The organism is Hymenobacter cyanobacteriorum (assembly GCF_022631375.1).
GTDB lineage: Bacteria > Bacteroidota > Bacteroidia > Cytophagales > Hymenobacteraceae > Hymenobacter > Hymenobacter cyanobacteriorum.
Genome location: NZ_JALBGC010000004.1, coordinates 529305 through 555108, shown reverse-complemented (window position 1 = coordinate 555108; position 25804 = coordinate 529305). Strand labels below are relative to the sequence as shown.

Annotated in this window: 23 protein-coding genes; 9 read left to right on the top strand and 14 right to left on the bottom strand. The window is 61.3% G+C overall.

What is annotated here, in order from left to right; translation table 11 throughout:
* Window positions 1–113: 113 nt before the first annotated feature.
* From MON38_RS16635 to MON38_RS16620, 4 genes are all read right to left on the bottom strand, one after another.
* A complete protein-coding gene (locus tag MON38_RS16635) occupies window positions 114–1052 on the bottom strand; it encodes a bifunctional metallophosphatase/5'-nucleotidase (RefSeq protein ID WP_241937275.1) in 939 nt (312 codons plus the stop codon).
* A gap of 27 nt (window positions 1053–1079) precedes the next feature.
* Window positions 1080–1841, bottom strand: a complete 762-nt coding sequence (locus MON38_RS16630; protein ID WP_241937274.1) for a 5'-nucleotidase C-terminal domain-containing protein — start codon at window positions 1839–1841, stop codon at window positions 1080–1082.
* Between the two features lie 75 nt (window positions 1842–1916).
* Window positions 1917–3203: an outer membrane beta-barrel protein gene (locus MON38_RS22905; RefSeq protein WP_241937273.1), complete on the bottom strand. Its 1287-nt coding sequence runs from the start codon at window positions 3201–3203 to the stop codon at window positions 1917–1919.
* A gap of 124 nt (window positions 3204–3327) precedes the next feature.
* On the bottom strand, window positions 3328–4485 hold the full coding sequence (locus tag MON38_RS16620) for a porin family protein (RefSeq protein ID WP_241937272.1): 1158 nt from the start codon (window positions 4483–4485) through the stop codon (window positions 3328–3330).
* Window positions 4486–4789: 304 nt separating this feature from the next.
* Here MON38_RS16620 and MON38_RS16615 point away from each other — a divergent pair, with 304 nt between their 5' ends.
* The 5 genes from MON38_RS16615 (at window position 4790) to MON38_RS16595 (ending at window position 11577) form a co-directional block, all read left to right on the top strand.
* Window positions 4790–6583 carry a methylmalonyl-CoA mutase family protein gene (locus MON38_RS16615; protein WP_241937271.1) on the top strand — a complete coding sequence of 598 codons (1794 nt, stop codon included), beginning with the start codon at window positions 4790–4792 and terminating at the stop codon, window positions 6581–6583.
* 132 nt (window positions 6584–6715) lie between these two features.
* Window positions 6716–8935, top strand: a complete 2220-nt coding sequence (gene scpA / locus MON38_RS16610) for a methylmalonyl-CoA mutase (protein WP_241937270.1) — start codon at window positions 6716–6718, stop codon at window positions 8933–8935.
* A 20-nt stretch (window positions 8936–8955) separates the two neighbouring features.
* The gene (locus MON38_RS16605; RefSeq protein WP_241937269.1) at window positions 8956–9615 is read left to right on the top strand and encodes a hypothetical protein; all 660 of its coding nucleotides are present in this window, start codon (window positions 8956–8958) and stop codon (window positions 9613–9615) included.
* 75 nt (window positions 9616–9690) lie between these two features.
* Complete coding sequence (locus tag MON38_RS16600) at window positions 9691–11088, top strand: Fic family protein (RefSeq protein WP_241937268.1); 1398 nt, start codon at window positions 9691–9693, stop codon at window positions 11086–11088.
* 126 nt (window positions 11089–11214) lie between these two features.
* A complete protein-coding gene (locus MON38_RS16595; RefSeq protein WP_241937267.1) occupies window positions 11215–11577 on the top strand; it encodes a DUF1304 domain-containing protein in 363 nt (120 codons plus the stop codon).
* Between the two features lie 16 nt (window positions 11578–11593).
* Here MON38_RS16595 and MON38_RS16590 read toward each other — a convergent pair whose 3' ends face one another.
* The 3 genes from MON38_RS16590 to MON38_RS16580 form a co-directional block, all read right to left on the bottom strand.
* Entirely contained in the window at window positions 11594–12115 is a 522-nt protein-coding gene (locus MON38_RS16590; RefSeq protein WP_241937266.1) for a hypothetical protein, read from the bottom strand.
* A 56-nt stretch (window positions 12116–12171) separates the two neighbouring features.
* Entirely contained in the window at window positions 12172–12666 is a 495-nt protein-coding gene (locus MON38_RS16585) for an ankyrin repeat domain-containing protein (protein WP_241937265.1), read from the bottom strand.
* Between the two features lie 95 nt (window positions 12667–12761).
* Window positions 12762–13499 (bottom strand): J domain-containing protein, encoded by a 738-nt coding sequence (locus MON38_RS16580; RefSeq protein ID WP_241937264.1) that lies wholly within the window; start codon window positions 13497–13499, stop codon window positions 12762–12764.
* Window positions 13500–13637: 138 nt separating this feature from the next.
* Between MON38_RS16580 and MON38_RS16575 the strand changes: the two genes are divergently transcribed.
* Window positions 13638–14555, top strand: a complete 918-nt coding sequence (locus tag MON38_RS16575) for an urease accessory protein UreD (RefSeq protein ID WP_241937263.1) — start codon at window positions 13638–13640, stop codon at window positions 14553–14555.
* Window positions 14556–14678: 123 nt separating this feature from the next.
* On the opposite strand, the gene MON38_RS16570 is transcribed toward MON38_RS16575, so the two are convergent.
* A complete protein-coding gene (locus MON38_RS16570) occupies window positions 14679–17099 on the bottom strand; it encodes a TonB-dependent receptor (protein WP_241937262.1) in 2421 nt (806 codons plus the stop codon).
* A gap of 230 nt (window positions 17100–17329) precedes the next feature.
* On the opposite strand from MON38_RS16570, the gene MON38_RS16565 reads away from it, so the two are divergent.
* From MON38_RS16565 to MON38_RS16555, 3 genes are all read left to right on the top strand, one after another.
* Window positions 17330–18121, top strand: coding sequence for a head GIN domain-containing protein (locus MON38_RS16565; RefSeq protein WP_241937261.1), 792 nt, complete (start codon window positions 17330–17332; stop codon window positions 18119–18121).
* Window positions 18122–18150: 29 nt separating this feature from the next.
* The gene (locus MON38_RS16560; protein WP_241937260.1) at window positions 18151–19164 is read left to right on the top strand and encodes a sensor histidine kinase; all 1014 of its coding nucleotides are present in this window, start codon (window positions 18151–18153) and stop codon (window positions 19162–19164) included.
* Window positions 19165–19333: 169 nt separating this feature from the next.
* On the top strand, window positions 19334–20080 hold the full coding sequence (locus MON38_RS16555; RefSeq protein WP_241937259.1) for a LytR/AlgR family response regulator transcription factor: 747 nt from the start codon (window positions 19334–19336) through the stop codon (window positions 20078–20080).
* A gap of 22 nt (window positions 20081–20102) precedes the next feature.
* On the opposite strand, the gene ureG is transcribed toward MON38_RS16555, so the two are convergent.
* From ureG to MON38_RS16525, 6 genes are all read right to left on the bottom strand, one after another.
* Window positions 20103–20855, bottom strand: coding sequence for an urease accessory protein UreG (gene ureG, locus MON38_RS16550; RefSeq protein WP_241937258.1), 753 nt, complete (start codon window positions 20853–20855; stop codon window positions 20103–20105).
* Window positions 20856–20939: 84 nt separating this feature from the next.
* A complete protein-coding gene (locus tag MON38_RS16545; RefSeq protein ID WP_241937257.1) occupies window positions 20940–21611 on the bottom strand; it encodes an urease accessory protein UreF in 672 nt (223 codons plus the stop codon).
* Between the two features lie 155 nt (window positions 21612–21766).
* Window positions 21767–23482, bottom strand: a complete 1716-nt coding sequence (ureC, locus tag MON38_RS16540; RefSeq protein ID WP_241937256.1) for an urease subunit alpha — start codon at window positions 23480–23482, stop codon at window positions 21767–21769.
* Between the two features lie 51 nt (window positions 23483–23533).
* On the bottom strand, window positions 23534–24016 hold the full coding sequence (locus MON38_RS16535) for a hypothetical protein (RefSeq protein WP_241937255.1): 483 nt from the start codon (window positions 24014–24016) through the stop codon (window positions 23534–23536).
* 6 nt (window positions 24017–24022) lie between these two features.
* On the bottom strand, window positions 24023–24772 hold the full coding sequence (locus MON38_RS16530; RefSeq protein WP_241937254.1) for an urease subunit beta: 750 nt from the start codon (window positions 24770–24772) through the stop codon (window positions 24023–24025).
* Between the two features lie 139 nt (window positions 24773–24911).
* On the bottom strand, window positions 24912–25442 hold the full coding sequence (locus tag MON38_RS16525) for an urease accessory protein (RefSeq protein ID WP_241937253.1): 531 nt from the start codon (window positions 25440–25442) through the stop codon (window positions 24912–24914).
* Window positions 25443–25804: the final 362 nt, after the last annotated feature.

Below are 25804 nucleotides of genomic sequence, written 5' to 3'. Positions count from 1 at the left end.
AAAAGAGGACCTAAATCAGCCGCCCGGCCTGGGCGTTATTTTTTAGAGGGGGACAAAATTGTGGAAAACTTCGCAGTTAAAAAAGCCGAAATGGCCTTGCGTATGTCCTGCTTTTAGCAGGCCGCCCGAACCGGCACCACGGCGGCACTTGCCAAGCCGGCGCGCTTGTTTTTTGCTGAAAATTCATAATCCAGCCTTCCCAAATTGATGCCCGACCAGCCCACCTGATTGATAAGCGTGGCGTGGCCGTCGGGGCTGGCAATGGGTTCGGGCGCGTCCATGAACGTGTGGGTGTGCCCGCCCAGTATGAGGTCGATGCCGGAAACCTGGGCGGCCAGCTTACGGTCGTCGAGCTTGTTGCTTTCGTACTTATAGCCGAGGTGCGAGAGGCAAATAACGAGGTCGCAACGCTCGGGGCCGCGCAGCTGGGCAGCCATTTCCTTGGCCTTGGCCACGGGGTCGAGGTACACAGTTTGGCCGAAATTTTTATCCGCCACCAACCCGCTCAGCTCAATCCCGATGCCAAACACGCCAATGCGGATGCCCTGCTTCTCGAACACCTTGTACGGCGCAAATCGGCCGGCCAGCGGCGTTTTCGAGAAGTCGTAGTTGGCGATGAGGAAGGGGAAGGTGGCGTTGGGCAACTGCTTCATCAGGCCTTCGAGGCCGTTATCAAAGTCGTGGTTGCCGAGGGTGCTGGCATCGTAGCCCATCTGGCTCATGAGCTTGTATTCCAGCTCGCCGCCGAAGAAGTTGAAGTAGGGCGTGCCTTGGAAGATGTCGCCCGAGTCGAGCAGCAGCACGTTGGGCTCCTTGGCGCGAATGTCCTTGATGAGCGCGGCGCGGCGAGCCATGCCGCCCAGCCCGGCCCACTGCCCGCCATTGTCGGGAAAGGGCTCGATGCGCGAGTGCATATCGTTGGTGTGCAGGATGGTGAGCTTGAGCGGAGCCTTGGCGGTTGCGGCGGCTGCGGCCGAGTTGGCCAAGCCGCCGAGCACGGTGAGACCGGCGGTACCGAGGAGGGAGTTGCGGAGGAATTCGCGACGTTGCATGGTGGTTCGACAGTTAGCGACTGGCAATTAATTGGCTTTCACGCGGCCTTCGACGCGGGCCGTGACGGGCTGGCCGGCTTTGGTGAGGGCGCGGATGTGGTCGGCGATGGCGGTGCGGAGCAGCACGTTGGTATGGCGCGGCGTGAGGGCCTTGAAGAACGAGAGGTTGTCGCCGCCGGTAGCCAGGTAGTCGGAAACGGCGATGGCATAGGTGCGCGAATCGTTCACGTCGAAGGGCTGGCCGCCAATGCGAATGTCCTTGGGCATGCCGTCGAAGGTGACGCTGTAGGTAGCGCCCGACACGGCCATTTTGATATGGGCGGCATAGTCGAACAACTGCTGCACCACCGGGCCGGGGGCATCAAGGACGACCAGCTCGTTCTCAAACGGCATCAGCTCGAACACCGAGCCCAGCGTGACGGGGCCGGCCGCAAAGCCGGCGCGCAGGCCGCCGTTGGTCATCACGCCCAAGGCGATGGGCTGCTTTAGCTCGGCGCTGGCGCGAGTGCGCTGTAGGTCGGCTACGAAGTTGGAGAGCGGGTTTTCGCCGGGGTTTTTAGTGAGGGGTTGCGGAGCGGTGCCGAGTACCTCAGTCATCTGGGCCGTTACCTTGTCGTGGTAGGGCGCGATGAGGGCGGCCACGGCGGGGTCTTCGGCCTGGGTTTTGCCCACCGGCTGGCTCGTGACGGGCGCAAAGTGGGCCGTGGGAGCGTAGGCGGCACGCTGGCAGCCGGTGGCCAGCGCCAGCAGAATAACTGCGTAGCGCAAGTTTTTTTGTATCAGCAGCATTAAAAATTTCTGTTGTGAATCAGAACCATTTTGGGAAGAACCTTGTGCGTGCAACGCAAACGCGGCTCCGCGGCTTTAGTGCCCAAAGTTATAGCCGGCTAGCAAGGAGAGGGTGCGGGCACCGCCTATAACATCTGCCGACTGGGAGGTATTGTCCAAGTAATTGTAACGAACCTCGAACTGAATTGAACCAACGGTTCCCGTCGGAATGAGCAAGCCTAGGGCACCAGTCGGCCCGTATCCTAATTTGCGTACCGCAAGTTCGTAGGTAGTGGTCATATACGACGAACGGTTAAGCTGCTCTTCCGTTGATATAACCAGCGCTTGATGCGTATCTAGCAGAATGGCCACTTCCACACCGGCTTGCACATACGGCCGGAGCGAGCGGGTAGGCAATGCATAGCGCAGTAGCAGCGGCACACGCAGGGTAGTCAATTTAATTTGGGGCGTACGCGTGGTTTTCAGTGCCGAAAATGAAATACGGGTATACGGTTCGCTTTCGTGCAGTTGGGTTTGATACAGCGCTTCGAGGCGTAAGGTCAGCGCGGGACTGAAGGACGCCGGATGGACTGTAAGGCCAATACCGGCCACTGGCCGAAACCGGGAGGTCAGAGCAATTTCGCCGTCATCGCTGAGTTCACTGGTGGCGCGTTGCGCCCCCGCCAGCAGGCCAATTCTGACCGTTGTAGCGCGAGTAGTTAACTGCTTGGCGGCCGGCTGGCCCGGCCCGCAGGTATTGTACCGATTGAAAATATTTCTCAATTGCGACTCGTTTAGCTCGGCCCGCACCAGCATGGATTGCACGGCCGGGCAATCGACAAACGCCTGGCTGAGTACTTTGCGGAACGGGTAGAGACGCTCCTGCACGGGCAAGTTGTCCACTTTAACGGTCTGCACGGTTTGCACCAGTTCCGCGGGGTTTTCGGCGCCAATCTGGTAGTAGTAGTGCGGCCGGTCGTCGGCATCCGGGTAAGTGTAGAGGGTGGCTTTGCCCTGGGCCAGCAAGCGCATAAAACCTGGCTTGGCACCCACATCGGGCGTCGCAGCCGGCACTAGTGCGGCTTGGTATTCGTCGCCGCTGGCAATGCCGTAGGCTTTGATGTCAGCCGGGGTATACTCAACGGCAGGGGCGTCCTTGCCGGGCCGAAACAGGCAGGACTGCGCCATGCGCTGATTGTTGCGTACCGATACTTCGCCCCGCAGAGTGTCGCCCGCGGGCCGAACGAGGTAGCCGGGATGGTATTTTTTCTGGGCTAATGCAGGATGCGCCACGGCCGTGGCCAAAAGCAAGCTAAAAAGTAGGAATGGGTACTGCTTACACATCAAGGCCAAAAGTTGAAAAGTATCGAAGAAGGAATGCACACAACGGAGTGCGACGGGCAAAGCTACGTCGGCCACCCAGCCCATTGGGCTTCTACTGGGCGTGTGGTGCGGCTTGGACGCTGCGGCAGGCAGTGGAGACAATGTGTTGCCGGTCACTAGGCAATTAAAACAGATTGAAACTCAACAGCGCCGAATACCGGAAAAACGGGGCCGCATAGTTGCTATTTGACACATAGCCACTGCTACGCTCGGCGCGTGCTTCAAGGCTTACGCTGTGTTCCCGCATCACAGGCACTGCCAGCCCGGCGCCGGCCAAAAGCCCGAACTCGTATTTATTGATATCCCTATCGGGCACGGCAACGCCATTGCTTACTACCGGCCGGCCGCCTGCTGGGTATTCCGAGCGCAATTCGCGGACGCTCGACAGCAGGTAGCTGCCGCTCACTCCTCCCATAATAAAAGGCCGCACGCCCGCGGTGCGCAGGTGGTAGCGCAGCTGCAGTGGCACGTGCAAACTATGCCACTCAAACGTAGCCTGTTCGGTAAGGTCGACGGAAGAAAACCCGCGAGCCACGTAAGAACTGCTGTATTTCAGTTGCTCGTAGAGGACTTCCAGCCGCAAATGAAACCGGTCGTTCAGGGGCGACAGCAAAGCCGTGACGAACAGGCCGGCCGTGGGCGAAGCAGTGCTTTTGAACGTGCCGTTTTTCAGCGTGATATTGCCTTGAAAGCGCATTTCGCTGTTCACCACCCCACCAACCAAACCGCTTCGGAGACGGATGCGGTGCGTGGCAACCTTCGGCGCGTCGGTGGGAACGGCCGAGCAACTATTGTAGCGGCGTACCACTTCGGTGAGGTTACTGGCAGTGAACGGCAACTGCGGCAGCAAAGGCTGCACAGCTAGGCAGTCGCGGAAAGCCGCCGAAAGCGTGCTGCGGTACAATGGCTTGGTTTCACCCTGGATGCCCATGTATCCCTCCCGCGATATAAGCCGGTTCTCCAATTCCTGCACGGGGCCGGCAGGGGCGGCGGCCATGCGCAGGTAGTAGTGCGTGGCATCGTTGGCATCGCGCCGGGTGTAGAGACTGGCTCGCCCCGATTCCAGCACCTCGAGAAACAAGGGGCGGGGCGTAAGGTCCTGCGGCTCCGAATGGGTTTCCAACAATTGCGTTGGCGGCACCGGCTGCGACTCGTAGCGGGGGCCGTCGGCAAAAGCATAAGCGCGCAAATCGGTGGGCGAGTATTCTACAGCGGCCGCATCCGAGGTAGGCCGGAAACGGCACTGCTGCGAGTTGCGCAGCGAGCCTCGCGTGAACAGCAAGCCGCGGATGGTATCGCCGGCGGGCCGCACTATATACCCTGCCTTGTATCCTCCTTGGGCCTGCGCAGTGACTATACTACCGCACAATAGCAACGTCAGGGCAATGTAATGATTTCGCATGTAGCTGCTTGATGGGTGTTAATTTAATACTCAATAAATACTTGGCAACGATGACTAAGCTGCAAAACTACATGCATCTGGGCCGACTACATGCTGGCCCGGGCCGTATCTTTCGGCCTGTTTGCGACATGCGCGCCCACTGTGCCGTAGTTGTCGTATTCCTTGGCTTCAGCCCCCAGAATGTATGCCTGATGTTACCGCGGCTTCGCCCGTTTCCTTCGCCGAGTTTCCGGCCGTGACTACCGCCGAGTGGCAGGCCCGCCTGGCCCGCGAGCTGAAAGGCCGCGACCCGGAAACCCTGCGCTGGCCCCTGCCCGATGGTTTCAGCCTGGAGCCTTTTTACCACCGCGAAGCCCTCGCGGCCCTGGGCGGCCCGCCCGCGCCCCTGCCCCACCCCGTTGCGCCCTGGCTGAACGTGCCCAGCCTGAACGTGCCCGCCGGCCAGGATGGCCGCCTGCAAATCGAGCAGGCCGCCGATGCCCTGCAACGCGGGGCCGACGGCATGCACTTCGTGTGCAGCGACGCGGCGACGTTCGACGTGGCCTACCTGGCCGAGCGCCTGCCGCTGGCCAGCACTTTCATCGGCTACACCACCACCACCGACCCGGCCGCCCTGCTCAGCCGCCTCGTGGATGCCGCGCCCGGCACCGCTTTGCGCGGCTTTTTGCGCTTTGCGCCCGGCCCCGTGCCCGAAGGGGCCGAGCTGGCCGACTACCGCGCCGGCCTGCGCCGCTGTGTGCGCCTGGCCGTTGGCATGCCTGATTTCCGGACGCTGGCGGTGAATGGCGCCTTTTTCGGCAATCGCGGCGCCACGGCCACCCAACAGATTGCCTTTAGCCTGAACACGGCCGCCGCGCTGCTGGCCGAGCTGCCCGATGCCGAAACGACCGCCGCCGAGGTAGCCGCGGCCCTGCACCTGCACGTGGCCGTGATGCCCGGCTACTTTCTCGAAATTGCCAAGCTGCGCGCCCTGCGCCGCCTGTGGGCCACGCTGTTGCACGCCTTCGGCCTGCCCGCCGCGCTGAATGCCAACCTGCGCATCCACGCCATGACGGCGACCTGGACGCAGACGACCCTCGACGCGCACACCAACCTGCTGCGCCACACCACCGAGGCCATGAGCGCCGTGCTCGGCGGGGCCGACTCGCTGAGCGTGGCCCCGTTCGACTGCCTGTTTGCCGACAGCAACGAGTTTTCGGCCCGGCTGGCCCGCAACCTCTCGGTGCTGCTGCGCGAAGAAGCCGGCCTGGGCCGCGTGCAGGACCCGGCCGCCGGCTCCTACTACCTCGAAACCCTGACCGACCAGCTTGCCCGCGAAGCCTGGACGCTGTTTCAGCGCACCGAAGAAGCCGGCGGGCTGCCCCAGGCGCGCGCCCAAATTCTGGAGGAGGTCAAAACCGTGGCCAACGAAACGTTCCGGCGCATTGCCAGCGGCCAGCAGGTGGTGGTGGGCACCAACCGCTTCCAGAACCAGCACGAAAACTTCAGTTTCCATCCCAAAAAGCTGCTGCGCTCGGCCGAGTTCGACGTGACGCGCGCGGCCTACCCCACCGAGGTGCTGCGCCTGGCCACGGCCCTGCACTTCGAGCGCCGCGACCGCAAAAGCAAGCGCGCGGCGGTGGTGCTGCTCGGGGCCAATACCAACCAGGTGATTCTGGAAAGCTTCCTGCAGCTGCTGCAGGAGCACGAGCGGCCCGAGCTGGCGGCCAGCCACCCGGCCGGCACCATGTCGCTGCTTTACTCCTCGGCCGAGGAAGCTACGCTGATGTACGCCACGCCCGAGCAGTTCCGCCGATTCGCCCGCTTCATCTTTCAGATTCCGACCGAGAAGCAGCACTTCATTCCGCCGGCTCTGCTGTCGGCCGATTTGGCCACGATGCACGAGGCCGTGCGCGTATTCGGCTTCCAGGAGATGAAGGTACAGGGCTACACGACCGAGGAAGTGCTGGCCCGCCTGCAGGGCCGGAAGCTCAATTAAAAATGCTTACTAAAAACGTCATGCTGAGCCTGTCGAAGCATCTCTACCGCGCAATGCAATTGTTTACTTGCGCGGTAAAGATGCTTCGACCCGCTCAGCATGACGTTCTGGACGTACTTAGAATTCCCTTAAATGAAGCCTGACTTCTCTTCGATTCCTTACGACGCGGCCCCGGCACCAGCAGCGCCCGCTGCGCCCGAAACGGCGGCTACGCTTATGCCTGAGGGCATTGCCATTAAGCCCGTGTACACGGCCGCTGATGTGGCTCACCTCGACCATCTGGGCTTCGGTGCAGGGCAGGCACCTTATTTGCGCGGGCCCTACGCCTCGATGTACACCCAGAACCCGTGGACCATCCGGCAGTACGCGGGCTTCTCGACGGCCGAGGAATCGAACGCGTTTTACCGCCGCAACCTGGCCGGCGGGCAGAAGGGCTTGAGCGTGGCGTTTGATTTGGCGACGCACCGCGGCTACGACTCGGACCACCCGCGGGTGCAGGGCGACGTGGGCAAGGCCGGCGTGGCCATCGACTCGGTGGAGGACATGAAAATCCTCTTCGACCAGATTCCGCTCGACCAGATGTCGGTGAGCATGACCATGAACGGGGCCGTGCTGCCGGTGCTGGCCTTCTACATCGTAGCGGCCGAGGAGCAGGGCGTGCAGCCCGAACAATTGGCGGGCACCATTCAGAACGACATTTTGAAGGAGTTCATGGTGCGCAACACCTACATCTACCCGCCCGCGCCGAGCATGCGCATCATCGCCGATATTTTCAGCTTCACGGCGGCGCGCATGCCCAAATTCAACTCCATTTCCATCTCGGGCTACCACATGCAGGAAGCCGGCGCTACCGCCGACCTGGAGCTGGCCTACACCCTGGCCGACGGCCTGGAGTACGTGCGCGCCGGCCTAGCCGCGGGCATGAAGATTGACGAGTTTGCCCCGCGCCTGAGCTTTTTTTGGGCCATTGGCATGAACCACTTCATGGAGATTGCCAAGCTGCGCGCCGGCCGCCTGCTCTGGGCCAAGCTCATGCAGCAGTTCAACCCGACTAACCCCAAAAGCTTGGCCCTGCGCACCCACTGCCAAACCTCGGGCTACTCCCTCACCGAGCAGGACCCCTACAACAACGTGGCCCGCACGGCCATTGAGGCACTGGCGGCCGCGCTGGGCGGCACCCAGAGCCTGCACACCAACGCACTGGACGAAGCCATTGCCCTGCCCACCGACTTCTCGGCCCGCATTGCGCGCAACACGCAGTTGTATCTGCAGCACGAAACCGACATCACCAAGGTAGTCGACCCCTGGGGCGGCAGCTACTACGTGGAGACCCTGACGCACGAACTAGCCGACAAGGCCTGGGCGCTGATTCAGGAAGTGGAGGCGCTGGGCGGCATGGCCAAGGCCATCGAAACCGGCCTGCCCAAGCTGCGCATTGAGGAAGCCGCCGCCCGCAAGCAGGCCCGCATCGACTCGGGCCAGGAAATCATCGTGGGCGTGAACAAGTACCAGACCACCGAGAAAACGGAGGTTGAAGTGCTCGACATCGACAACGACGCCGTGCGCGAAAGCCAGATTGCCCGCCTCAAAACCGTGCGCGCCAGCCGCGATAATGTGGCTGTGAAAGTGGCCCTGGCTGCCCTCACCGAGGCTGCCGGCGTGCGCATTGATGAGTTGAAAGTTAAAAGTGAAAAGTTAGGAGTTGAGGCAGTAGAATCTGCAGAATCAACTCCTAACTCTTCACTTTTAACTTTTAACTCAACTAACTTACTGGCCTTGGCCATCACCGCCGCCCGCGCCCGCGCTACGCTGGGCGAAATCTCCGATGCGCTGGAAGCGCAATACGGCCGCCACCAGGCCACCACGCGCACCGTGGCCGGCGTGTACAGCAGCGAGATGCACCACAACGAAGCCTTCGAGCGCGCCCGCGCGGCGGCCGAGGAATTTGCTACCCGCGAAGGCCGCCGCCCCCGCATGCTCGTCGCCAAGATGGGCCAGGACGGCCACGACCGCGGCGCCAAAATCATCGCCACCAGCTTCGCCGACGTGGGTTTCGACGTCGACCTCGCCCCGCTCTTCCAGACGCCCGCCGAAGTAGCCCGCCAGGCCGCCGACAACGACGTGCACGTGGTGGGCGTGAGCAGCCTCGCTGCCGGCCACAAAACCCTGCTCCCCCAGCTGCTGGCGGAACTCAAGCAACTGGGCCGCGAAGACATCCTGGTGATTGCCGGCGGCGTGATTCCGGCCCAAGACTACCAGTTCCTCTACGATGCCGGCGTGGCCGGCGTGTACGGCCCGGGTACGGTCATCGCCACGGCCGCACTGGAGATTCTGGGGAAGCTGGGGGCGTAGTTTTTATTAGCCAGAAACCAATGGGCCTTATACTACAGCAGCAGTTTACTGCTTCAATCAGCACCCTACGAAAGTGTGGTTTCTTTGAGCAATACAGTAGTATGACAGATGCTCAGGCGGCGACGGCATTGCTTGAGTGGCTGCATCAACAAACACCTCAGGATGCCTTCTACCAGGCGCACCCGGAATTCAGCTTTGATAAAGCGCTGTTGCGCCGGGTTGCGGAGGGTACGGGCCCCGACACCTTCAAGGAAATAGCCAGCTATGATTTTGCCCGCGTTTGGTCGGGCGATTTGGAGGCCGATGTGATGAAAGACAACGATATATATGTAGGCGTTGTGGAACAATACGCCCGGCTCTCGATGGGTTGCCTACAACCCACGAATATTGTGGAAACGTGGGCATCCGAAACAGGACCGGTTACGCTTTCTTTTGAGCAGTACGGTCAGCAGTTCACGACCCAGCTCGCTTACTACGATGATTGGATAGACGGCGAAGTTTTTTCTTTTCTTGATGCAGCCATGAAAAGCCAGGGATTCACGTCGTCCATTCATGCAGAAGTCGACACTGGCCAGGACGTATTTCTCGTTCGGGCCAACGAAGAAGAGAAAGCTTGCATGGAACGGGAATTAGGCTGGTCATTCGATTGGCAGCCACTCATGGGGGAGGAAACAGAATAAGCCCACCCTTAGGCCCGCCCCACCCGGCGGGCCTTTTTTATCCCCATTTTTACATTTACCAAACGCCTCTCCCCCATGTCCCTCTTCACCGAAATCGACCGCCTCAAAGCCGACCTTGATACCCTGCGCCCCTTGGCCCCGGAACAGGAGCAACGGGTGTTGCAAAAGTTTCGGCTGGAGTGGAATTACAACTCCAACGCCATTGAAGGCAACTCCCTCACCCTGGGCGAAACCCGCTCGCTGCTGCTGCACGGCCTCACAGCGGCCGGCAAGCCCATGCGCGACCACCTCGACATCAAAGGCCACAACGAGGCCGTGCTGGCATTGGAAGAATTTGTGCGCAGCGAATACCCGCTCACCGAGCAGTTTATCCGCGAGATGCACCAACTGCTGTTGGGCGAAGCCTACCTCACACCTGCCCAAACCGCCGGCGGCCAGCCTACACGCAAGCTCATTGTTCCCGGCCGCTACAAAACCAGCCCTAACAACGTGCTCACCGCCACCGGCGAGACGTTCTACTTCGCCTCGGTGGAGGAAACGCCCGGCCGCATGATGGACCTTGTAGACTGGTATCGGGCCGAGGAGGCTGCCCCCACGATGCACGCCGTGGCGCTGGCCGCCGAGTTTCACTACCGTTTCGTGCGCATCCACCCCTTCGATGACGGCAACGGCCGCATGTCGCGCCTGCTGATGAACCTGATTTTGCTGCGCCATGGCTACCCGATGACAGTTATTAAAGCTGCCGACCGCAACCCCTACCTCGCCGCCCTCTCCGCCGCCGATGCTGGCGACCCCGAGCCCTTCCTGCGCTTCATCATCGATAACGTGGAGGCCGGCCTGCGCCTAATGATTCGCGCCGCGCAAGGCGAATCCATTGATGAGCCCGCTGATTTGGATAAAAAGCTTGCACTTCTGAAGAAGCAATTAACAACTCGCGAAGATTTTGGTAAAGCAACTTGGAATCCAGTAACTCAAAAAAGATTATATGAGTCACTTATAAATTTTTGGTTTGAGAATCTCGGATTGGAAATGGCCCGCTTCAACGACCTGTTTATTGAGTCAAAAATATTTTGCGAAGCACGAGATACAAACAGAAAATCATTCAGTGGGCATAGCGGGCCCAAATTAGAGAATGCCCTAGAATTCACAACTAATGTGTTTACAAATGGTAAACGTGTTGTAGAAGAGGTTAAGTTTTTTTTTCAATGGGATGATTTTACAAGCCTAGTTATTCCGTTTAGTCAAGGTGCTGAGTTGAAATTAGTGTTTCATCAACACAGCTATCAAGCTGAATTCTCGACATATGAGCGCAAAGATGGAGGATATGGGCATTCTCCGGAAAGAGTATTTGAATCGACTTACATAGCGGCTTATGATTTCGACCGAATCAAAATACTTAATCACGAGTTCGCCAACAAAGTCTACGACTTCATCGCTGCCAAAGTAGCCGAAGCCGACTCCTCCCCCAGCTAACCCCAAGCCCGCCCACCCGGCGGGCCTTTTGCGTGCCCGAAGCCCCTACCCGCCCCGGCCGTAGCGGACTGCGCCGGCAGTAATTGAGTAAGTTAGCCGCTGTTTCTTACGCTTTTCCCAGCCGCCATGCACCTGCTCGCCCAAGTTCTTATCGGCCTCGTGGCCCTTATCCACCTGTACATCCTCTGGCTGGAGATGTTTGCCTGGACCACGCGCGGGCCGAAAACCTTCCGCTCGCTGCGGCCCGAGCTCTTCGAGCCGACCAAGGTGCTGGCCGCCAACCAGGGGCTGTACAACGGGTTTCTGGCCGCCGGGCTTATCTGGGCGCTGTTGATTTCAGACCCTAGCTGGCAACGCAACGTGGCCAGCTTTTTCCTGGGCTGCGTGGCGGTGGCGGGCATGTATGGAGCGGCCACGGCGGGCACGCGCATTCTGCTGGTGCAAACTGTGCCCGCACTGCTGGCGCTGGCGGCTGTGTGGCTGGCGTAGCGGGTGCGTCGCCGGGCTACTCAGCTGCGGGCAGCTTTGCAAATTCAATCACCCACACCCACTCGTTGCGGGCCCAGGCGGTGGGGTAAATGGAATCGAGCAGGCCCTGGAAAGCGGCGATGGGACTGCCGTACCAGTGAAAGGCACCGGGGTGGGCAGCATCGGATTCAACCCCACCCCAGTATGGCGGGCCGGGCTCGGGTCGGGCGTATATCCCTTCGGCCGCCGCATCTTCTTCGGTTAGGTCACGCACCTGCTCGGCACGCAGCCCGACGATTTTCAGCACGAGTCCCGGGTCTTCTGCTACGATTAGGTGAGTGCCGACCGGGCCGAAGGGCAGCGGCACCAGGGGCAGTAAGGCAGGCGGCTGGGCGTGGTAGTCTTCGAACAGTGCGCCACGGTCCGACAAGCTGATAAACCGATACCGGGCCGGCTCCTGCTGCATGGGCAGGCTGGTGGGCAGGCGGCGGCGGGTAACGGTTTTGCGGCCAGCCCGCACCGCTGCCAGCATGGCCTGGTTGAATGAAATACTGCGCATACGGCAAAGTAGCGTGCCGCCGGCTTGGCCAGCGGCACGCTCCGCAAGGTTTGGGCCTACTGCGCCTCGCCGCCGAGCAGCGCCCAAGCGGTTTCGTTGCCCTGCTGGCCAGCCAGGGCCAGGGCAGTGAGGCCGCGGAAGTCGGCGATGCGCTGGTTGGCCCCGGCTTCGAGCAGCAGCTTCAGCACGTCGTGGCGGCCAAACATGGCGGCGAACATGAGGGCGGTGCCGCCGTTGCCGTTTTGCCAGTCGAGACCGGCGCCGCGCTCGATGAGCAGGCGGGCGATTTCGGGGTAGCCTTTAAAGCTGACGCCCATCAGGGGCGTATTGCCGGTGTGGTCCTGGTGGTTGGGGTTGGCCCCGGCATCGAGCAGAAAGCGGACGGCCTCGAACTGGTTGCCATAGCTGGCCAAAATGAGGGCGCTGAAACCCTTGTCGTTGGTGGCATCGACGGGTACGCCAGCGGCCAGCGCGGCTTGCAGGGCGGGCACATCGCCGCGGCGGGCGGCATCAAATAACTGGTCTTCGGAAGGAGTGGAAGCGGAATCCATGTAAGAAAAGAGGGGGCTGAAGAAAGGCGGCTACGCACCGCGGGCTACTGTACGGCCCTAAACCGCAAAAGTGACTGCTGGGTTGGGCGCGGGCCTCAAAACCACAACAGCACCACGGCCGTGAGGACGGCCAGCAGGACGGCCACGCCGGCTGCGTTCACCACCAGCTCGGGCGAGCGGCCGGGCCAGCAGCCCACGGCGGCCACACCCGCCAGCAGCAGCGGCAACAGAAAAAACGTGCCGTAGATGGTGCCACCGTAAGGCTGAAACGGGGCCGGGCCGTCGGGCGAGGCGGGCGCGCTGATGCGCTGCACCACGCCCAGCAGCGGCGTTTGCCACACGTGCAGGGCATCGCCCTCGCGCACGCGGTAGCCAATGGCGCTGGGCAGCCGGAAGCTGGTGTGCGGGGTGTGCACGCGGTAGGCCAGCTGCGGGTCGGAGAGCGACGACGACACGGCGATGGGAAAGCGGCTCTGCACGGTTTCGGCCGGGTACTCGCGCAGCGGCAGGGCCCAGTCGAGGCCCAGCAGCAGGCACAGCGCCAGCAGGGCCGCATTCAGGCGGCGGGCCCAGGGGGCCAAAGCCAGCAGGCGGGCTTCGGAAGCGGGCGGCGGCGGGGCGGGCTGCTGGGCCAGCAGCTGGTCGTACATCAGGCGGCGGCGCGGGTGGGCCAGAATGCCGTAGCCGGCCTCCACCTCGGCCAGGCGGTGGCGCAGGGCGGGGTCGGCGGGGGCGCGGCGGCGCAGGCGGTCGCGCTGCCGGGTGTAGGCCTGCGCAATTTGAGCAGGCGAGGCGTTGGGGCCGATGCCCAGGAGGCGGTAGTAGTTCAGCATAAACCCGAGCGGGGCGAAAACCCTAAAATACGATTCGGCCGCCGGTATTGGAAACGGCGCGGCCGGCCGGCATATTGCGCGGGTTCTGGTGTTGCTGTTGGCATCGGATAACCGCTGCTTGCCGTTCTTAGACCCCCAATGACGACTCCTGCTGCTGCCCTCGCCCTGCCCACTACGTCTGCTTCGGCAAGGCCACCGTCGTTAGGAGCCCCCGAATGGAGCACGCTGGAAGTGGCCCAGGTGCGCGGCAAGTCGCGACTGGTGGCCTGCAAAAACATGCAGCCGCTGAAGATGCTGCAACCGGCCTCGCACCACTACGCCGTGCATGTGGTGCTGAGCAGCTACGGCGGCGGCATGGTGGCCGGCGACGTTATTCAGCTACGCATTACTGTTCAGGCTGAAGCACAACTTATCCTTAGCACCCAAGCCAGCACCAGGATTTTCCGCTCGATTGACGGGGCGGTGGCAGCGCAGCACACCGTTGGCGAGCTTAAAGAAAACGCGCTGGCCGTGGTATTCCCCGACCCGGTGGTGCTGCAGGCCGAGAGCCGCTACCGCCAGGTACAGGAGTGGCACCTGCAGCCCACTTCTCTGCTGCTGCTGGTCGACTGGTTCCACTCCGGCCGCATGGACCAGGGCGAGCGGTTTGCCTTTACCTCGCTGCACTCGGAGCTGCGCGTGCGAGTGGCGGGCCGGCTGGTGGTGCTGGACCGATTTGGCTTTGAGCCCGCTGAAAACATTGCCACCTCGCCCGCCAACTTCGCCGAGTATCAAACCTTCTTCTCCGTCTTCCTGGTGGGCAGCCCCGAGGATGCGCGGTTTCAGTTTTTGGGAGAAATGCTGGCGCAGCAGAAGATGCCGGGCGGCACGGGCCCGCATTTCAGCATCAGCAGCCAGCCGTACGTGGTGTCGGTGGCGCGGGCGCGGGAGAATGTGTGGGTGCTGCGGGCGGCGGCGCACAGCCGCATGGCCCTGCAGCCGCTGTGCGAGGAGCTTCTGGCAGCGCTGGCCGATGAACGGCTGCTGGGCTATAACCCATTGGCGCGGAAGTATTAGCAAAACAGCCTGTCATGCTGAGCGCAGTCGAAGCATCTCTACCGCAATACTATAGCCGGTCGATTGGATTAGTTGAACGGTAAAGATGCTTCGGCTACGCTCAGCATGACGAACGGGCTTCTTCTAATTCCCCACGCGGCCTTCCTCGTCGGCGCTGGCGGCGGCGTGGCGGGCCTGGGTTTTGCCGCTGCCGATTTTGCAGGTGAAGGTCAGCGTCACGCGGCGGCTTTCCCACTGGTTGTTCCAGGTCTGGTTCACGTTGGCGTACTGAATGGTGCTGCGGAAGCGGTTGGTGTTGAACACGTCGGCCACTTTGAGGCTGAAGCTGGCGCGCTCGGCCCAGATTTGCTTTTTCAGGCCCAGGTTCACCAAGCCGCTGGCTTTGGCGCGGTAGAGGCCCTGCACCACGGGCGAGCTGTAGCCGCCGCCCACCAGCAGCTTGTAGCGGCGGGGCAGCAGGAAGGTGTGGTCGGAGCTGGCCTCCCAGCTGTAGCTGGCCAGGCGCACGGGCTGGGCCTGAATCTGAGTTTCGACCTGTGTGTAGCTGCCGCTCAGCTGGTTATCCACGCCCCACCACTTGGTGATGTCGGTGTGGCCGCCCGAGCTCAGGATGAGGGTGCTGGTCTGGGCCAGGTTTTGGGGGGTGCTGGTAGACACTTTGGTGTCGTCGTTCTGGGTCAGCACGTTGTTCACCGAATTGGTTTCGTGCAGGTAGCTCAGGCTCAGCACCTGGAAATCCTTGTGCAAATAGTTCAGCACGAACGACTGCGAGAGCGAGGGCGCCAGAAAGGGGTTGCCCTGCATGGCCGTATAAAAGTCGCTGTAGTTGAGAAAGGGGTTCAGGCTTTGGTAGTTGGGGCGGCTGATGCGGCGGCTCACCGAGGCGCTCACCTGGTCGTGCTCCGTAATTTTGTAGCTGGCGAAGGCGCTGGGAAACAGCTGGAAGTAACTACGGTCGACCTGCTGGCCTGTGGTGGCCGAGCGGCCGGTGGTTTGGGTCAGCTCGCCGCGCAGGCCGGCTTTCAGCTCCAGGCGGCCGTAGCTGGTGTTGGCGCTCACGTAGCCCGCCGTGATGTGTTCGTCGTACTGAAACTGGTTGGTGCGCAGGGCATCGGGCAGCCAGCCACTGTCCATCAATTTGTCGAACTGAATATTGTTGCGCGAAGTCACCCAGCTGGTTTTGGCACCGGTTTCGGCCCGCCACTTGGTGCCGGCAAAGGGGTGCACGTAGTCAATTTTGGCGGCCCGGATGGTGGTTTCCGACGACGTAGCGTTGCGCAGCTGCTCGGCCGGGCGGCCCTGCTCGCTGCTCGCGGCAAACACCACGTTGTTGAAGCTTTGGTCGTTGTTGCTGGCGTAGCGCACGTAGTCCGCGTCGGCGCTCAGCTCGCGGCCGGTGCTATCGAGGGCGAAGCGGTAGTACAGGTTCAGGGCCTGGTTGGAGTTGGTGCCGTTGCTGGGGTTGGTCAGCTGGCGGCGGCTGCCGGGGTTGCCGGCTAGGTCGGTGGTTACCGAGTTGCTGGTGCGCAGGGCGGTGGTTTGGTCGGCGCTGCCGCGCAGCTGCAGGCCAATGTTCTGGCGGGCGGTCAGGGCCACGTCGGCTCCGGTGGCGTAGGTGCCGGAGTAGGTGAGCGGCCGCCACAGGTTTTCCTGGTTGAAGAGGCTGTCGCGGATGGTGCGAATCATGGTCAGGCGGTTGAAGGAGTTGTAGCGGCCGCCATCGAGGCGGGCGAAGAGGCGCACCTTGCCCACGTTGTAGCTCAGGTTGGTGCCGGCCCAGCTTTTCTCGTATCGGCCGTAGCCCAGGCCCAGGTTGTAGGTGCCGCTCAGGCCCGGCAGCTGGCTGCGCTTTAGCTTGATGTTGAGCACGCCGGCCGTGCCGGCGGCGTCCATCGAGGCGGGCGGGTTGGGCAGCAGCTCAATCTGGCTGATGGCCGAGGCGGGCAGCGACTTGAGGTAGTTGCTCAGGGCCGCGCCGCTCATGTAAGTGAGCTTGCCGTCAATCATCACGTTCACACCGGTGCTGCCCCGGTACACGATGTTGTCGTCCTTGTCGAGCGTCACGCCGGGGGCTTTTTTCATGATTTCGAGGGCGGTTTCGCCGGCCGTGTTCAGGCGGTCCACGTTCACCACGGTGCGGTCGGCGTGCTGCTCCAGCATGGGCGTGGTGCCGGTTACGGTCACTTCTTTCAGCGCCGTGGCGGCGGGGGCCAGGCGCAGGGCCGGCACCATTACCGGCTCCCGGCCCACCACGAAGGCGGCACTGCGGGCGCTGCGGTAGCTCATCAGCAGGGCCTTCACGCAGTAGTGACCGGGCTTCACATTGTTGAAAGCGTAGCCGCCCTGCTCGGTGGTAGTCTGGGAGTTGGCGATGGCCGAATCGGGCAGCGCCACGAGCACGGCGGTGGCGAAGGCCAGCGGCTGGCCGGCGCGGTCGAGCACGGTGCCGGTGGCGGTGGCCTGGGCGGCGGCCCGCTGCGAGAGCATCGGCAGGACCAGCAGCAACAGGATAAAAAAGCGGCGGAAGCAGAAGAAGGCGTGCATCGAAAAAGGCGTTAGCGGTTTGATGGCTCAAAGGTGAGCCGGGCCTTTTTCCGGGTAAAAAACATTATTCCAACGCCTCAAAACCCGCTGTTACCGGCCGTTTCAGCCCTTTTCCGGTTTCGCATTCCAAAACCGGGCTTTCGCATAAAAAAGGTGCGGGCGCTGGCGGGGCGCGGTAGGTTTGCAGTCGTCTTCCAATTCCTTTCCGCACCTGCTTCAATGCCTCCGTTATGACGATGCCCCGTTTTGTGTGCCCGGCGCTGCTTCTGGCAGCCAGCTTCCTGGTTTCTTTCCGGCCGCTGGCCACCGGCCCCGCTCCTACTGCAGAGGTGCGCGAAGTAGCCGTTTTCAGTGGCGTGGCGCTGGCCACTTCGGCCACGGTGCTGGTGCGGCAGGGCAGCCCGCAGCAGGTCACAGTTGAAGCGTCGGCGGAAGACCTGGGCCGCCTCGAAACGCTCGTCAACAACGGCCAGCTCATCATCCGCGTCAAGAAAGAAGCAGGCTGGAAAAGCTTCTGGGGAAATCTTCCCCGTTTGGGCAAGGTCACGGTGCGCCTCACCGTGCCGGCCATTCAGCGGCTGGCCGTGAGCGGTTCGGGCGTGCTGCAAGCCGACGGATTTCAAACCGGCCAGCTCGCGTTGGCCGTTTCCGGCTCGGGCCGGCTGGCCACCGGGTCGGTGCAGGCCACCACGGTGCGGGCGGCCGTGTCGGGCTCCGGCCACTTGCTCATCGCCCAGTTGCGGGCCGATACGCTGCGGGCGGCCACGGCGGGCTCGGGCAGCATCACGGTGGCGGGCAGCTGCCCGCGGCTGTCGGTGGGCATCAGCGGCTCCGGGCACATCCGGGCCGCCGGGCTGGCCACCGAAACCTGCCTGGCCCGGCTTAGCGGCTCGGGCGGCTGCCAGGTGCAGGCGGCCCGCACCGTGGAGGCCCGCATCAGCGGCAGCGGCTCGGTGCTGGTCACCGGCCCGGCCCGCATCAATAGCCGCACCAGCGGCAGCGGCCGGGTGCGCCGGGGCTAGCTTTACCACGCTTACATTGCTTTTTTCGCATGAAAAACAAGGTCATCCGCTGGCATATCCTGGGCTGGCTGCTTTATAGCAGCTACGAGCTGCTGGGTGTGTTTCTGCACAACAGGGCGCACCTGCGCATTGCCCTGTGGCTTACGGCTTCCATTCTGTTCATTCGTTTTATTGAGTTTTACTTGTGCTACCTCGTGGTGTACCCGCGCCTGCTGCGCTCGGGCCGGGGGCCGCAGCTGGTGGGTGCGCTGGCGGGCGTGGTGGCCTTATACATCGGGGCACGGGCCCTGATTGAGGAGGTAATTTACCCGGCCGTGCTGGGCTTCCATAACTACACGCCCGACACGACGGTGACTTATTACATCTTCGACAACCTGTTTTTCAGCAGCCCGATGATTGTGCTCAGCGCGGCCGTGTGGAGCGCCGAAGCTGCGCTGCGTCGCGAGCGCGAAAACCGCCAGCTCCGCGCGGAAAAGCGCGCCGCCGAAGCGGCTTTTCTTAAAACCCAAATCAACCCGCACTTCCTCTACAATACCCTCAACATGCTGTTCAGCATGGCCTACCCCGTGGCCAAACCGGTCGCCAACGCCATCCTGAAACTCTCGGAGCTGATGCGCTACATGCTGCACGACACGCCCGACGGCCTGGTTGATTTAGACAAGGAAATCGACTACCTGCGCAACTACCTGGCCCTCTACCGCCTGCGCTTCCCCGACAGCTTCCACGTCGACTTCACGGTAACCGGCGACCCCGTCGGCCGCCGCGTGGCCCCGCTCGTGCTCATCCCCTTCGTCGAAAACGCCATCAAGCACGGCGTACTCGACGACTCGGAAAACCCTGTGCGCATTCACCTGAACATCGAAGGCGAGCAGCTACAATTTGAAGTCGAAAACCAGCGCAGCGACGATAACAAGGATACCACCACCGGCATCGGCCTGCCCAACCTGCGCCGCCGGCTGGAGCTGCTGTATCCGGAGCGGCACGCGCTGCAAGTGGCGGCGGAAGATGGACAGTTCACGACTTCACTGCGGCTGGTGGGGTAGAATCGTCTGTCATCCTGAGCGGAGCGAAGGACCTTATCACTGCCGAACGAAACGCAATAATCGACTTATTCACTGCAAATTGCTCATTGGTGATAAGGTCTTTCGCTCCGCTCAGGATGACAGATATGCACTTACACGCCGTTCTTCACCCTTCCAAACCACTCCGCCCATGATTCGCTGCCTCGCCGTCGATGACGAAGCTCCTGCCCTGCTCATCCTGGCCGACTACATCGGCCAGCTGCCCTTCCTAGAATTGGTGGGCACCACCACCAACCCTATTGAGGCGCTGACCATGGTGCAGCAGGGCCAGGTCGATTTGGTGTTTCTCGACATCCAGATGCCCAAGCTCACCGGCCTGCAATTCCTCAAGCTGGCCGGCAATAAGTGCAAGGTCGTCCTCACCACCGCCTACCCCGAATACGCCCTCGAAGGCTACGAAAACGACGTGGTGGACTACCTGCTCAAGCCCATTTCCTTCGAGCGGTTCTTCAAAGCCGCCCAAAAAGCGCTGGCGCTGCTGCCGGGGCCGGTGGCTCCTGCGCCGGTGATTGCTCCGGTTGCCGTAGCCGCGCCCGTTTCGATAGCCGCGTCGCCCGCCGCGGGCCACATGTTCGTGAAAGGCGAGAGCAAGAACAAATTTCTGCGCGTCAACTACGCCGATATTCTTTACATCGAAGGGCTGAGCAACTACGTGTCCATTCACCTGCCCGCGCAGCGCGTCGTCACCTACCAAACGCTGAAAGAGCTGGCCGAAACGCTGCCGCAGCCGCCGTTTCTGCGGGTGCATAAGTCATTCATTGTGTCGCTCGACAAGATTCGGATGGTGGACGGCAACACGATTTACATCCAGGACAAGGAAATTCCGGTGAGCGACACGTACCGGGAGCAGCTGTATAAGTTGATTCGGGAGCAGTAGCGCGGTCTTTTAGTCCGCGCTACTACCGCCTATCCTCCCGCACGGCGGCCAGGGCGCGGGCTTTTGCCGCTTTGATGTGGCCGATAATTTCCTCCAGCCCATGCCCGTCGATGGCTCGGGCAAACAGAAACGGCCCCTCGCCGCGCATCTTCTTCGAGTCGCGCTCCATCACGCCCAAATCAGCCTTTATCAAATCTTTGAGGTCGATTTTATTGATAATTAGTAAATCGGACTGTGTAATACCTGGCCCGCCCTTACGCGGGATTTTATCCCCGCCTGATACGTCGATGACATAGATGGAATAGTCGACCAGCTCACGGCTGAAGTGGGCGGCCAAGTTGTCGCCGCCGCTTTCCACGAATAGGTAGTCGAGCCCGTAGTCGAAGCGCTGCATGAGACCTTCGAGGGCGTCCATGTTCAGCGAAATGTCCTCGCGGATGGCAGCGTGCGGGCAGCCGCCGGTTTCGACGCCCACAATGCGGTCTTCACTTAAAGCGCTGTTGCGGATGAGAAACTCAGCGTCTTCGCGGGTGAAGATGTCGTTGGTGACCACGCCCAGCTCGAACTCGTGGCGCAGCCGCTCGCACAGGGCTTTGAGCAGCGCCGTTTTGCCCGTGCCCACCGGCCCGCCGATGCCCACCGTGAAAGCACGCTTGCGGAAGTTGCGGTAGGACGGCAAGCGGCGGGTTTCGCGCTCGTTAAAGTCGCCTGGCGACTCGTAGGCTTCGTGCTGGTGGCCGTGGAGGAGCAGGGCGAGTTTTTCGACAAAAGCCATAAGGAGGTGATGATGTAGCGTGGACTCTGCGAGTCCGCGTGTAGCGGCGTGGTTTAGGCGCGGACTCGCAGAGTCCACGCTACGTTAGTTCTGGAACAATTTAGAATAAATATCCTCGTGCAGTACCTGCGCCGCATCAAGCAGAAATGCCGAACGTGTCGCCTCGCCGTACCTCTTCCCTGCTTGCGCCGCCAGAATGTGCTCGAACACTGCGTAGAAATCGTGTTGCAACCGATGCCCCTCCAGCGGCCCTAGAAACCCGAGGCGAATGGCGGCGCTGAGCTGGTCGCGCAGGAGCATGTGCAGGTACATGGCCTGCAATTCTTTTAGCTCGAAGCCCACCCGCTGCAGGGCCAGCGTGAAAACGACCGTGAAATGCGGCGGGATTTTTTGCGTTGCGAACCACTGCGTGATGGTTTCCAATGCAGCTTCCGGGTAGAAGGTGGCCAGTAGTTTCAGCCAGTTGCGGCCCTGCACGGCGCTGGCTTTGTAGAGGCCGGGGACAAGTAGTTGGGCATCGTATTCTTCGGCTACAGTTTGGAATTCGGGGCTTTTCTCAGTGAGGTGGAAGGTGGAATTGATGAAAGGCAACTCCGCGCTGCCGGCTTGCTGCAAGTAGGAATACAGGTAATTCCGTAGCGCAAACGGCGTATTCACCAACCCGAACGTGATGCTGCTTTCCAAGCCGTATGAATAGGCGAACGAGCCGGTGGGAATGGCCGAATCGACGAGGTGCAGGAGGCGGGCGAATTGCATGCGGGACGTTCTAGCGGGCGCCTCACCCCCCGGCCCCCTCTCCGAAGAGGAGAGGGGGAGCCGAGGTGGCACGGAGAATTTTCAAGAAGCAAAATCGAATAAGACTGGCACCCCCTCTCCTTTTTCGGAGAGGGGGCCGGGGGGTGAGGCGCCCGCTAGAACAAATTATACAGCTGCGCCAGCGGCAGCACCTCCGCCGGCTCACACGTCAGATGCACGCCGTCCACCATCACGCGGTACGTCTCCGGGTCGACGGAAATGTTAGGTAAATAGTCGTTCAATGCCATGTCCTTCTTCCCAATATTCCGGCAGTTTTTCACGGCTACTACCTGCTTCGTCAGGCCATAATCAGACCGCACCCGTTCCACCGACGCGCCCGACACAAACACCATCGAACTCTTCCCGATGGCCCCGCCCAGCGCGCCGAACATGGGGCGCGAGAACGAGGGCTGCGGCGTGGGAATGGAGGCGTTGGCGTCGCCCATCTGCGATTGGGCGATGATGCCGCCTTTGAGAATCATCTCGGGGCGGGCGCCGAAAAAGGCGGGTTTCCAGAGCACCAAATCGGCCAGCTTGCCGATTTCGACGGAGCCGACTTCGTGCGAGATGCCGTGGGCGCGGGCGGGGTTGATGGTGTACTTGGCCACGTAGCGGCGCACGCGGAAGTTGTCGGCGATGCCGTGGGCGTCTTCGGGCAGGGGGCCGCGCTGCTGCTTCATTTTGTGGGCCGTTTGCCAGGTGCGGGTGATGACCTCGCCCACCCGGCCCATGGCCTGCGAGTCGGAGCTGATGATGCTGAGCGCGCCCATGTCGTGCAGGATGTCTTCGGCGGCAATGGTTTCGCCCCGGATGCGGCTTTCGGCGAAGGCCACGTCTTCGGGGATGTTGCGGTCGAGGTGGTGGCAGACCATGAGCATGTCGAGGTGCTCGTCGATGGTGTTCACCGTGAAGGGCCGCGTGGGGTTGGTGCTTGAGGGGATGACGTTCGGCTCGCCGCAGATTTTGATGATGTCGGGCGCGTGGCCGCCGCCCGCCCCCTCGGTGTGGTAGGAATGGATGGTGCGGCCCTTAAACGCCGCCGTGCTCGTTTCCACGAAGCCGCTCTCGTTCAGCGTATCGGTGTGGATGCAGACCTGCACGTCGTATTCCTCGGCAATGCTCAGGCACATGTCGATGGCCGCCGGCGTGGTGCCCCAGTCCTCGTGCAGCTTGAAGCCCAGCGCCCCGGCCTCGGCCTGCTCGCGCAGCCCCTCGGGCTTGGAGGCGTTGCCCTTGCCCAGGAAGCCGAAGTTGAGCGGGTAGGCCTCGGTGGCCTTCAGCATGGTTTCGAGGTAGAAGGCGCCGGGCGTGCAGGTGGTGGCGTTGGTGCCCGCGGCCGGCCCGGTGCCGCCCCCAATCATGGTGGTGACGCCCGAAGCCAGCGCCTCCGGAATCTGCTGGGGGCTGATGAAATGGATGTGGCAGTCGATGCCGCCGGCGGTGAGCAGCTGGCCTTCGCCGGCAATGACTTCGGTGGTGACGCCCACCACCATGCCGGGCGTGACGCCGGGCATGAGGTGCGGGTTGCCGGCCTTGCCGATGCCTACGATGCGCCCGCCCTTGATGCCGATGTCGGCCTTGAAAATGCCGGTGTAATCGACCACCAGCGCGTTGGTGATGACCAAATCCAGCGCATCGGCCGGGCCGATGCCTGCCGCCTGGCCCATGCCGTCGCGCAGCACCTTGCCGCCGCCGAACTTGCATTCCTCGCCGTACACGCAGTAGTCGCGTTCAACTTCAATCAGCAGGCCGGTATCGCCGAGGCGCACCCGGTCGCCGGTAGTGGGGCCGTACATGTCGGCATACGCGCGACGGGAGATGGGGAGGGACATGGTATTAAATGTTTTAAAAGCAGCCTTTCCAGTTATTGATATTTTATCGGTCTATTTCCGACTGAAATAAAACACTTGTCTAATTCGAAATTTCAAACTGTCACTGAGTTCATTTGAGTGCTTTGCCAATGCTTTTTCCAGAATCAATTTGGATTGAATTGAATCTTGCTCTTCTGACAAGATTGTATTGTCAGGCATAACCATCTTAGGAAATACTAAAGGAGTTATGAATCGGGCCCCATTAATGATATAATGTTTACTTCTATGTGAGACATTGCGCCTTTCCACAGAAATCAACCCTACATTTTTATTATTGACTGCTTCCACATCGAAGCAATACTCCTCGATGACGTTATACTCTTTCCTGCGGTCATTTAAGCCCTCTTGTTGAGCCACGAATTTTTTAATTTTCAATAATTTAACAGCTCCTAAATGTATTGTTTTAGGTGGAAGGCAGTAACTGGCAGGCCTATTGGCAATACACCCACTAAGGGAGATAATAATCCAGAAGCAGAAAGCAGCTATTTGTTTCATTTGTAATTACGAGTCACTGATTCCTAGTTTCTCCAGCGCCTGCTGCTTCTTTCCAGCCTCATCCAGCTGCCCATCAATGAGCCCATTGCCGCCGTACACGATGCGCTCGCCGGCCAGGGCCACCAGGCGCACGCGCTTGCGCTCGCCGGGCTCGAAGCGCACCGCCGTGCCGGCCGGGATGTTGAGGCGGAAACCGTAGGCGGCGGCGCGGTCGAAGTGCAGCGCGGCGTTGGTTTCGAAGAAGGGATAGTGCGAGCCGACCTGCACGGGCCGGTCGCCCATGTTCACGACGTCCACGTCCACCGTAGCGCGGCTTTCGTTGAGGATGATGTCGGTGGGGTGCAGCTGGTATTCGCCGGGTTGGGGGTGGCTGACGTTGGCGGGCGCGGCGCCGGGGGCCGGGGCTTTGCTGAGGCCGGAGCCGTAGAGGGCCAGGGCGGCATCGCCGGTTTCGCGGCAGATGGGGTGGTGCACGGTCACGAGCTTGGTGCCGTCGGGGAAGGTGCCTTCGATTTGGACTTCGTGCAGCATGTCGGCCACGCCGGGCAGCACGTCGGCCAGGCCCAGCAGCTGCTTGCCCTTGTCCATGAGCACGGCCACCCGCTCGCCGTCGCGGATGAACTCCAGCAGCTGCGTGGCGATGAGGGCCAGGGCTTCGGGGTAGTTCAGGAGCAGGCCGCGGGCATAGCGTTTCTGCGCCACGAAACCGGCCTGGTGGAGAACGAGCTTGTCGAGGTCTTTGGGACTTAAATGCATAAGTAGGGAGCAATAAAGAACGTCATGCAGAGCGCAGCGAAGCATCTCGCGTGTGGCAGTAACTCAATTGTTAAAAAGATTAGTGATGGCAGGCGAGATGCTTCGCTACGCTCTGCATGACGTTCTTTTCGTTGACCTTCTACCATCGCACATTCCCATAAATCATCCACCCGCCGTACCCGATGCACAGCAGCGACGACAAGGTAACGGTGCTAAACTTCAAGGTCCGGCTGATTTTCATTCGCTTGGTGAACGGCACGCTGCACAGCCCGGCCACGATGAACATACCCAGAATGGAGCCCGCGCCGAATACCGCAAAATAGAGCACGCTCAGCCACGGGTCGCGGATTTCGCTCATTACCAGCAGCACCAGCGCGCCGCTGCCGGCCAGGCCGTGGAGCAGGCCCACGGCGTAGGCGGCGCGGGAGGGCGATGCACCGGGTCGCACCTTGGCGGCCGGCCGGCGCTGCTCCAGCAGGCGGCTGATGCCCATGACGACGAGCATCAGGCCTACGGCGGCTTCGAAATAGCCGGAGGTGAGGAACATGACGCGGCCCAGCAGGATGATGGCGCCCACGAAAACCTGCGTGGTGGTGTGGCCCAGGCCCCAGTAGATACCGTCGCGTAAGGCTTCGGCAAGGGTGTCACGGCGAGAAATGAGGTTGCCCACTGCCAGCAAGTGGTCGGGTTCGAATGCATGGCCCATTCCAGCCACAGAAGCGAATAAAATGGGCAACAGGCCTTGCATTTATTAGGGGATTTGAGGAGAAATAGTTGTTGGAAACGTTTGGGGCATCCAAATTATAGGGCGAGTCGGAATTTTTCGAAAAAGTAACCCAAACTTCTTGGATTAGCTGCTGAATCCGGAAAAAGCGCCCGTAACTTGGAATCCGGTGCTGCCTGACAAAGGGCAATCAAAAGCCCTATGCCATATTGATAACCGATTTTGACATTGTACAACCCCTATACACAACCTACTAATTGCCAATAATTTACTAGCCAATACCACCATGTGGAAATAGTAAAGCTGCT

Excerpts from the sequence above, each read along its gene's own strand:
- MON38_RS16535 (WP_241937255.1), bottom strand. The coding sequence starts at position 24,016 with ATGAAACAAATAGCTGCTTTCTGCTTCTGGATTATTATCTCCCTTAGT.
- MON38_RS16585 (WP_241937265.1), bottom strand. The coding sequence starts at position 12,666 with ATGGATTCCGCTTCCACTCCTTCCGAAGACCAGTTATTTGATGCCGCC.
- MON38_RS16605 (WP_241937269.1), top strand. The coding sequence starts at position 8,956 with ATGGGCCTTATACTACAGCAGCAGTTTACTGCTTCAATCAGCACCCTA.
- MON38_RS16595 (WP_241937267.1), top strand. The coding sequence starts at position 11,215 with ATGCACCTGCTCGCCCAAGTTCTTATCGGCCTCGTGGCCCTTATCCAC.
- MON38_RS16555 (WP_241937259.1), top strand. The coding sequence starts at position 19,334 with ATGATTCGCTGCCTCGCCGTCGATGACGAAGCTCCTGCCCTGCTCATC.
- MON38_RS16580 (WP_241937264.1), bottom strand. The coding sequence starts at position 13,499 with ATGCTGAACTACTACCGCCTCCTGGGCATCGGCCCCAACGCCTCGCCT.
- scpA (WP_241937270.1), top strand. The coding sequence starts at position 6,716 with ATGAAGCCTGACTTCTCTTCGATTCCTTACGACGCGGCCCCGGCACCA.
- MON38_RS16630 (WP_241937274.1), bottom strand. The coding sequence starts at position 1,841 with ATGCTGCTGATACAAAAAAACTTGCGCTACGCAGTTATTCTGCTGGCG.
- MON38_RS16635 (WP_241937275.1), bottom strand. The coding sequence starts at position 1,052 with ATGCAACGTCGCGAATTCCTCCGCAACTCCCTCCTCGGTACCGCCGGT.
- MON38_RS16545 (WP_241937257.1), bottom strand. The coding sequence starts at position 21,611 with ATGCAATTCGCCCGCCTCCTGCACCTCGTCGATTCGGCCATTCCCACC.
- MON38_RS16560 (WP_241937260.1), top strand. The coding sequence starts at position 18,151 with ATGAAAAACAAGGTCATCCGCTGGCATATCCTGGGCTGGCTGCTTTAT.
- ureC (WP_241937256.1), bottom strand. The coding sequence starts at position 23,482 with ATGTCCCTCCCCATCTCCCGTCGCGCGTATGCCGACATGTACGGCCCC.
- MON38_RS16530 (WP_241937254.1), bottom strand. The coding sequence starts at position 24,772 with ATGCATTTAAGTCCCAAAGACCTCGACAAGCTCGTTCTCCACCAGGCC.
- MON38_RS16570 (WP_241937262.1), bottom strand. The coding sequence starts at position 17,099 with ATGCACGCCTTCTTCTGCTTCCGCCGCTTTTTTATCCTGTTGCTGCTG.
- MON38_RS16600 (WP_241937268.1), top strand. The coding sequence starts at position 9,691 with ATGTCCCTCTTCACCGAAATCGACCGCCTCAAAGCCGACCTTGATACC.
- ureG (WP_241937258.1), bottom strand. The coding sequence starts at position 20,855 with ATGGCTTTTGTCGAAAAACTCGCCCTGCTCCTCCACGGCCACCAGCAC.
- MON38_RS16565 (WP_241937261.1), top strand. The coding sequence starts at position 17,330 with ATGACGATGCCCCGTTTTGTGTGCCCGGCGCTGCTTCTGGCAGCCAGC.
- MON38_RS16590 (WP_241937266.1), bottom strand. The coding sequence starts at position 12,115 with ATGCGCAGTATTTCATTCAACCAGGCCATGCTGGCAGCGGTGCGGGCT.
- MON38_RS16575 (WP_241937263.1), top strand. The coding sequence starts at position 13,638 with ATGACGACTCCTGCTGCTGCCCTCGCCCTGCCCACTACGTCTGCTTCG.
- MON38_RS16615 (WP_241937271.1), top strand. The coding sequence starts at position 4,790 with ATGCCTGATGTTACCGCGGCTTCGCCCGTTTCCTTCGCCGAGTTTCCG.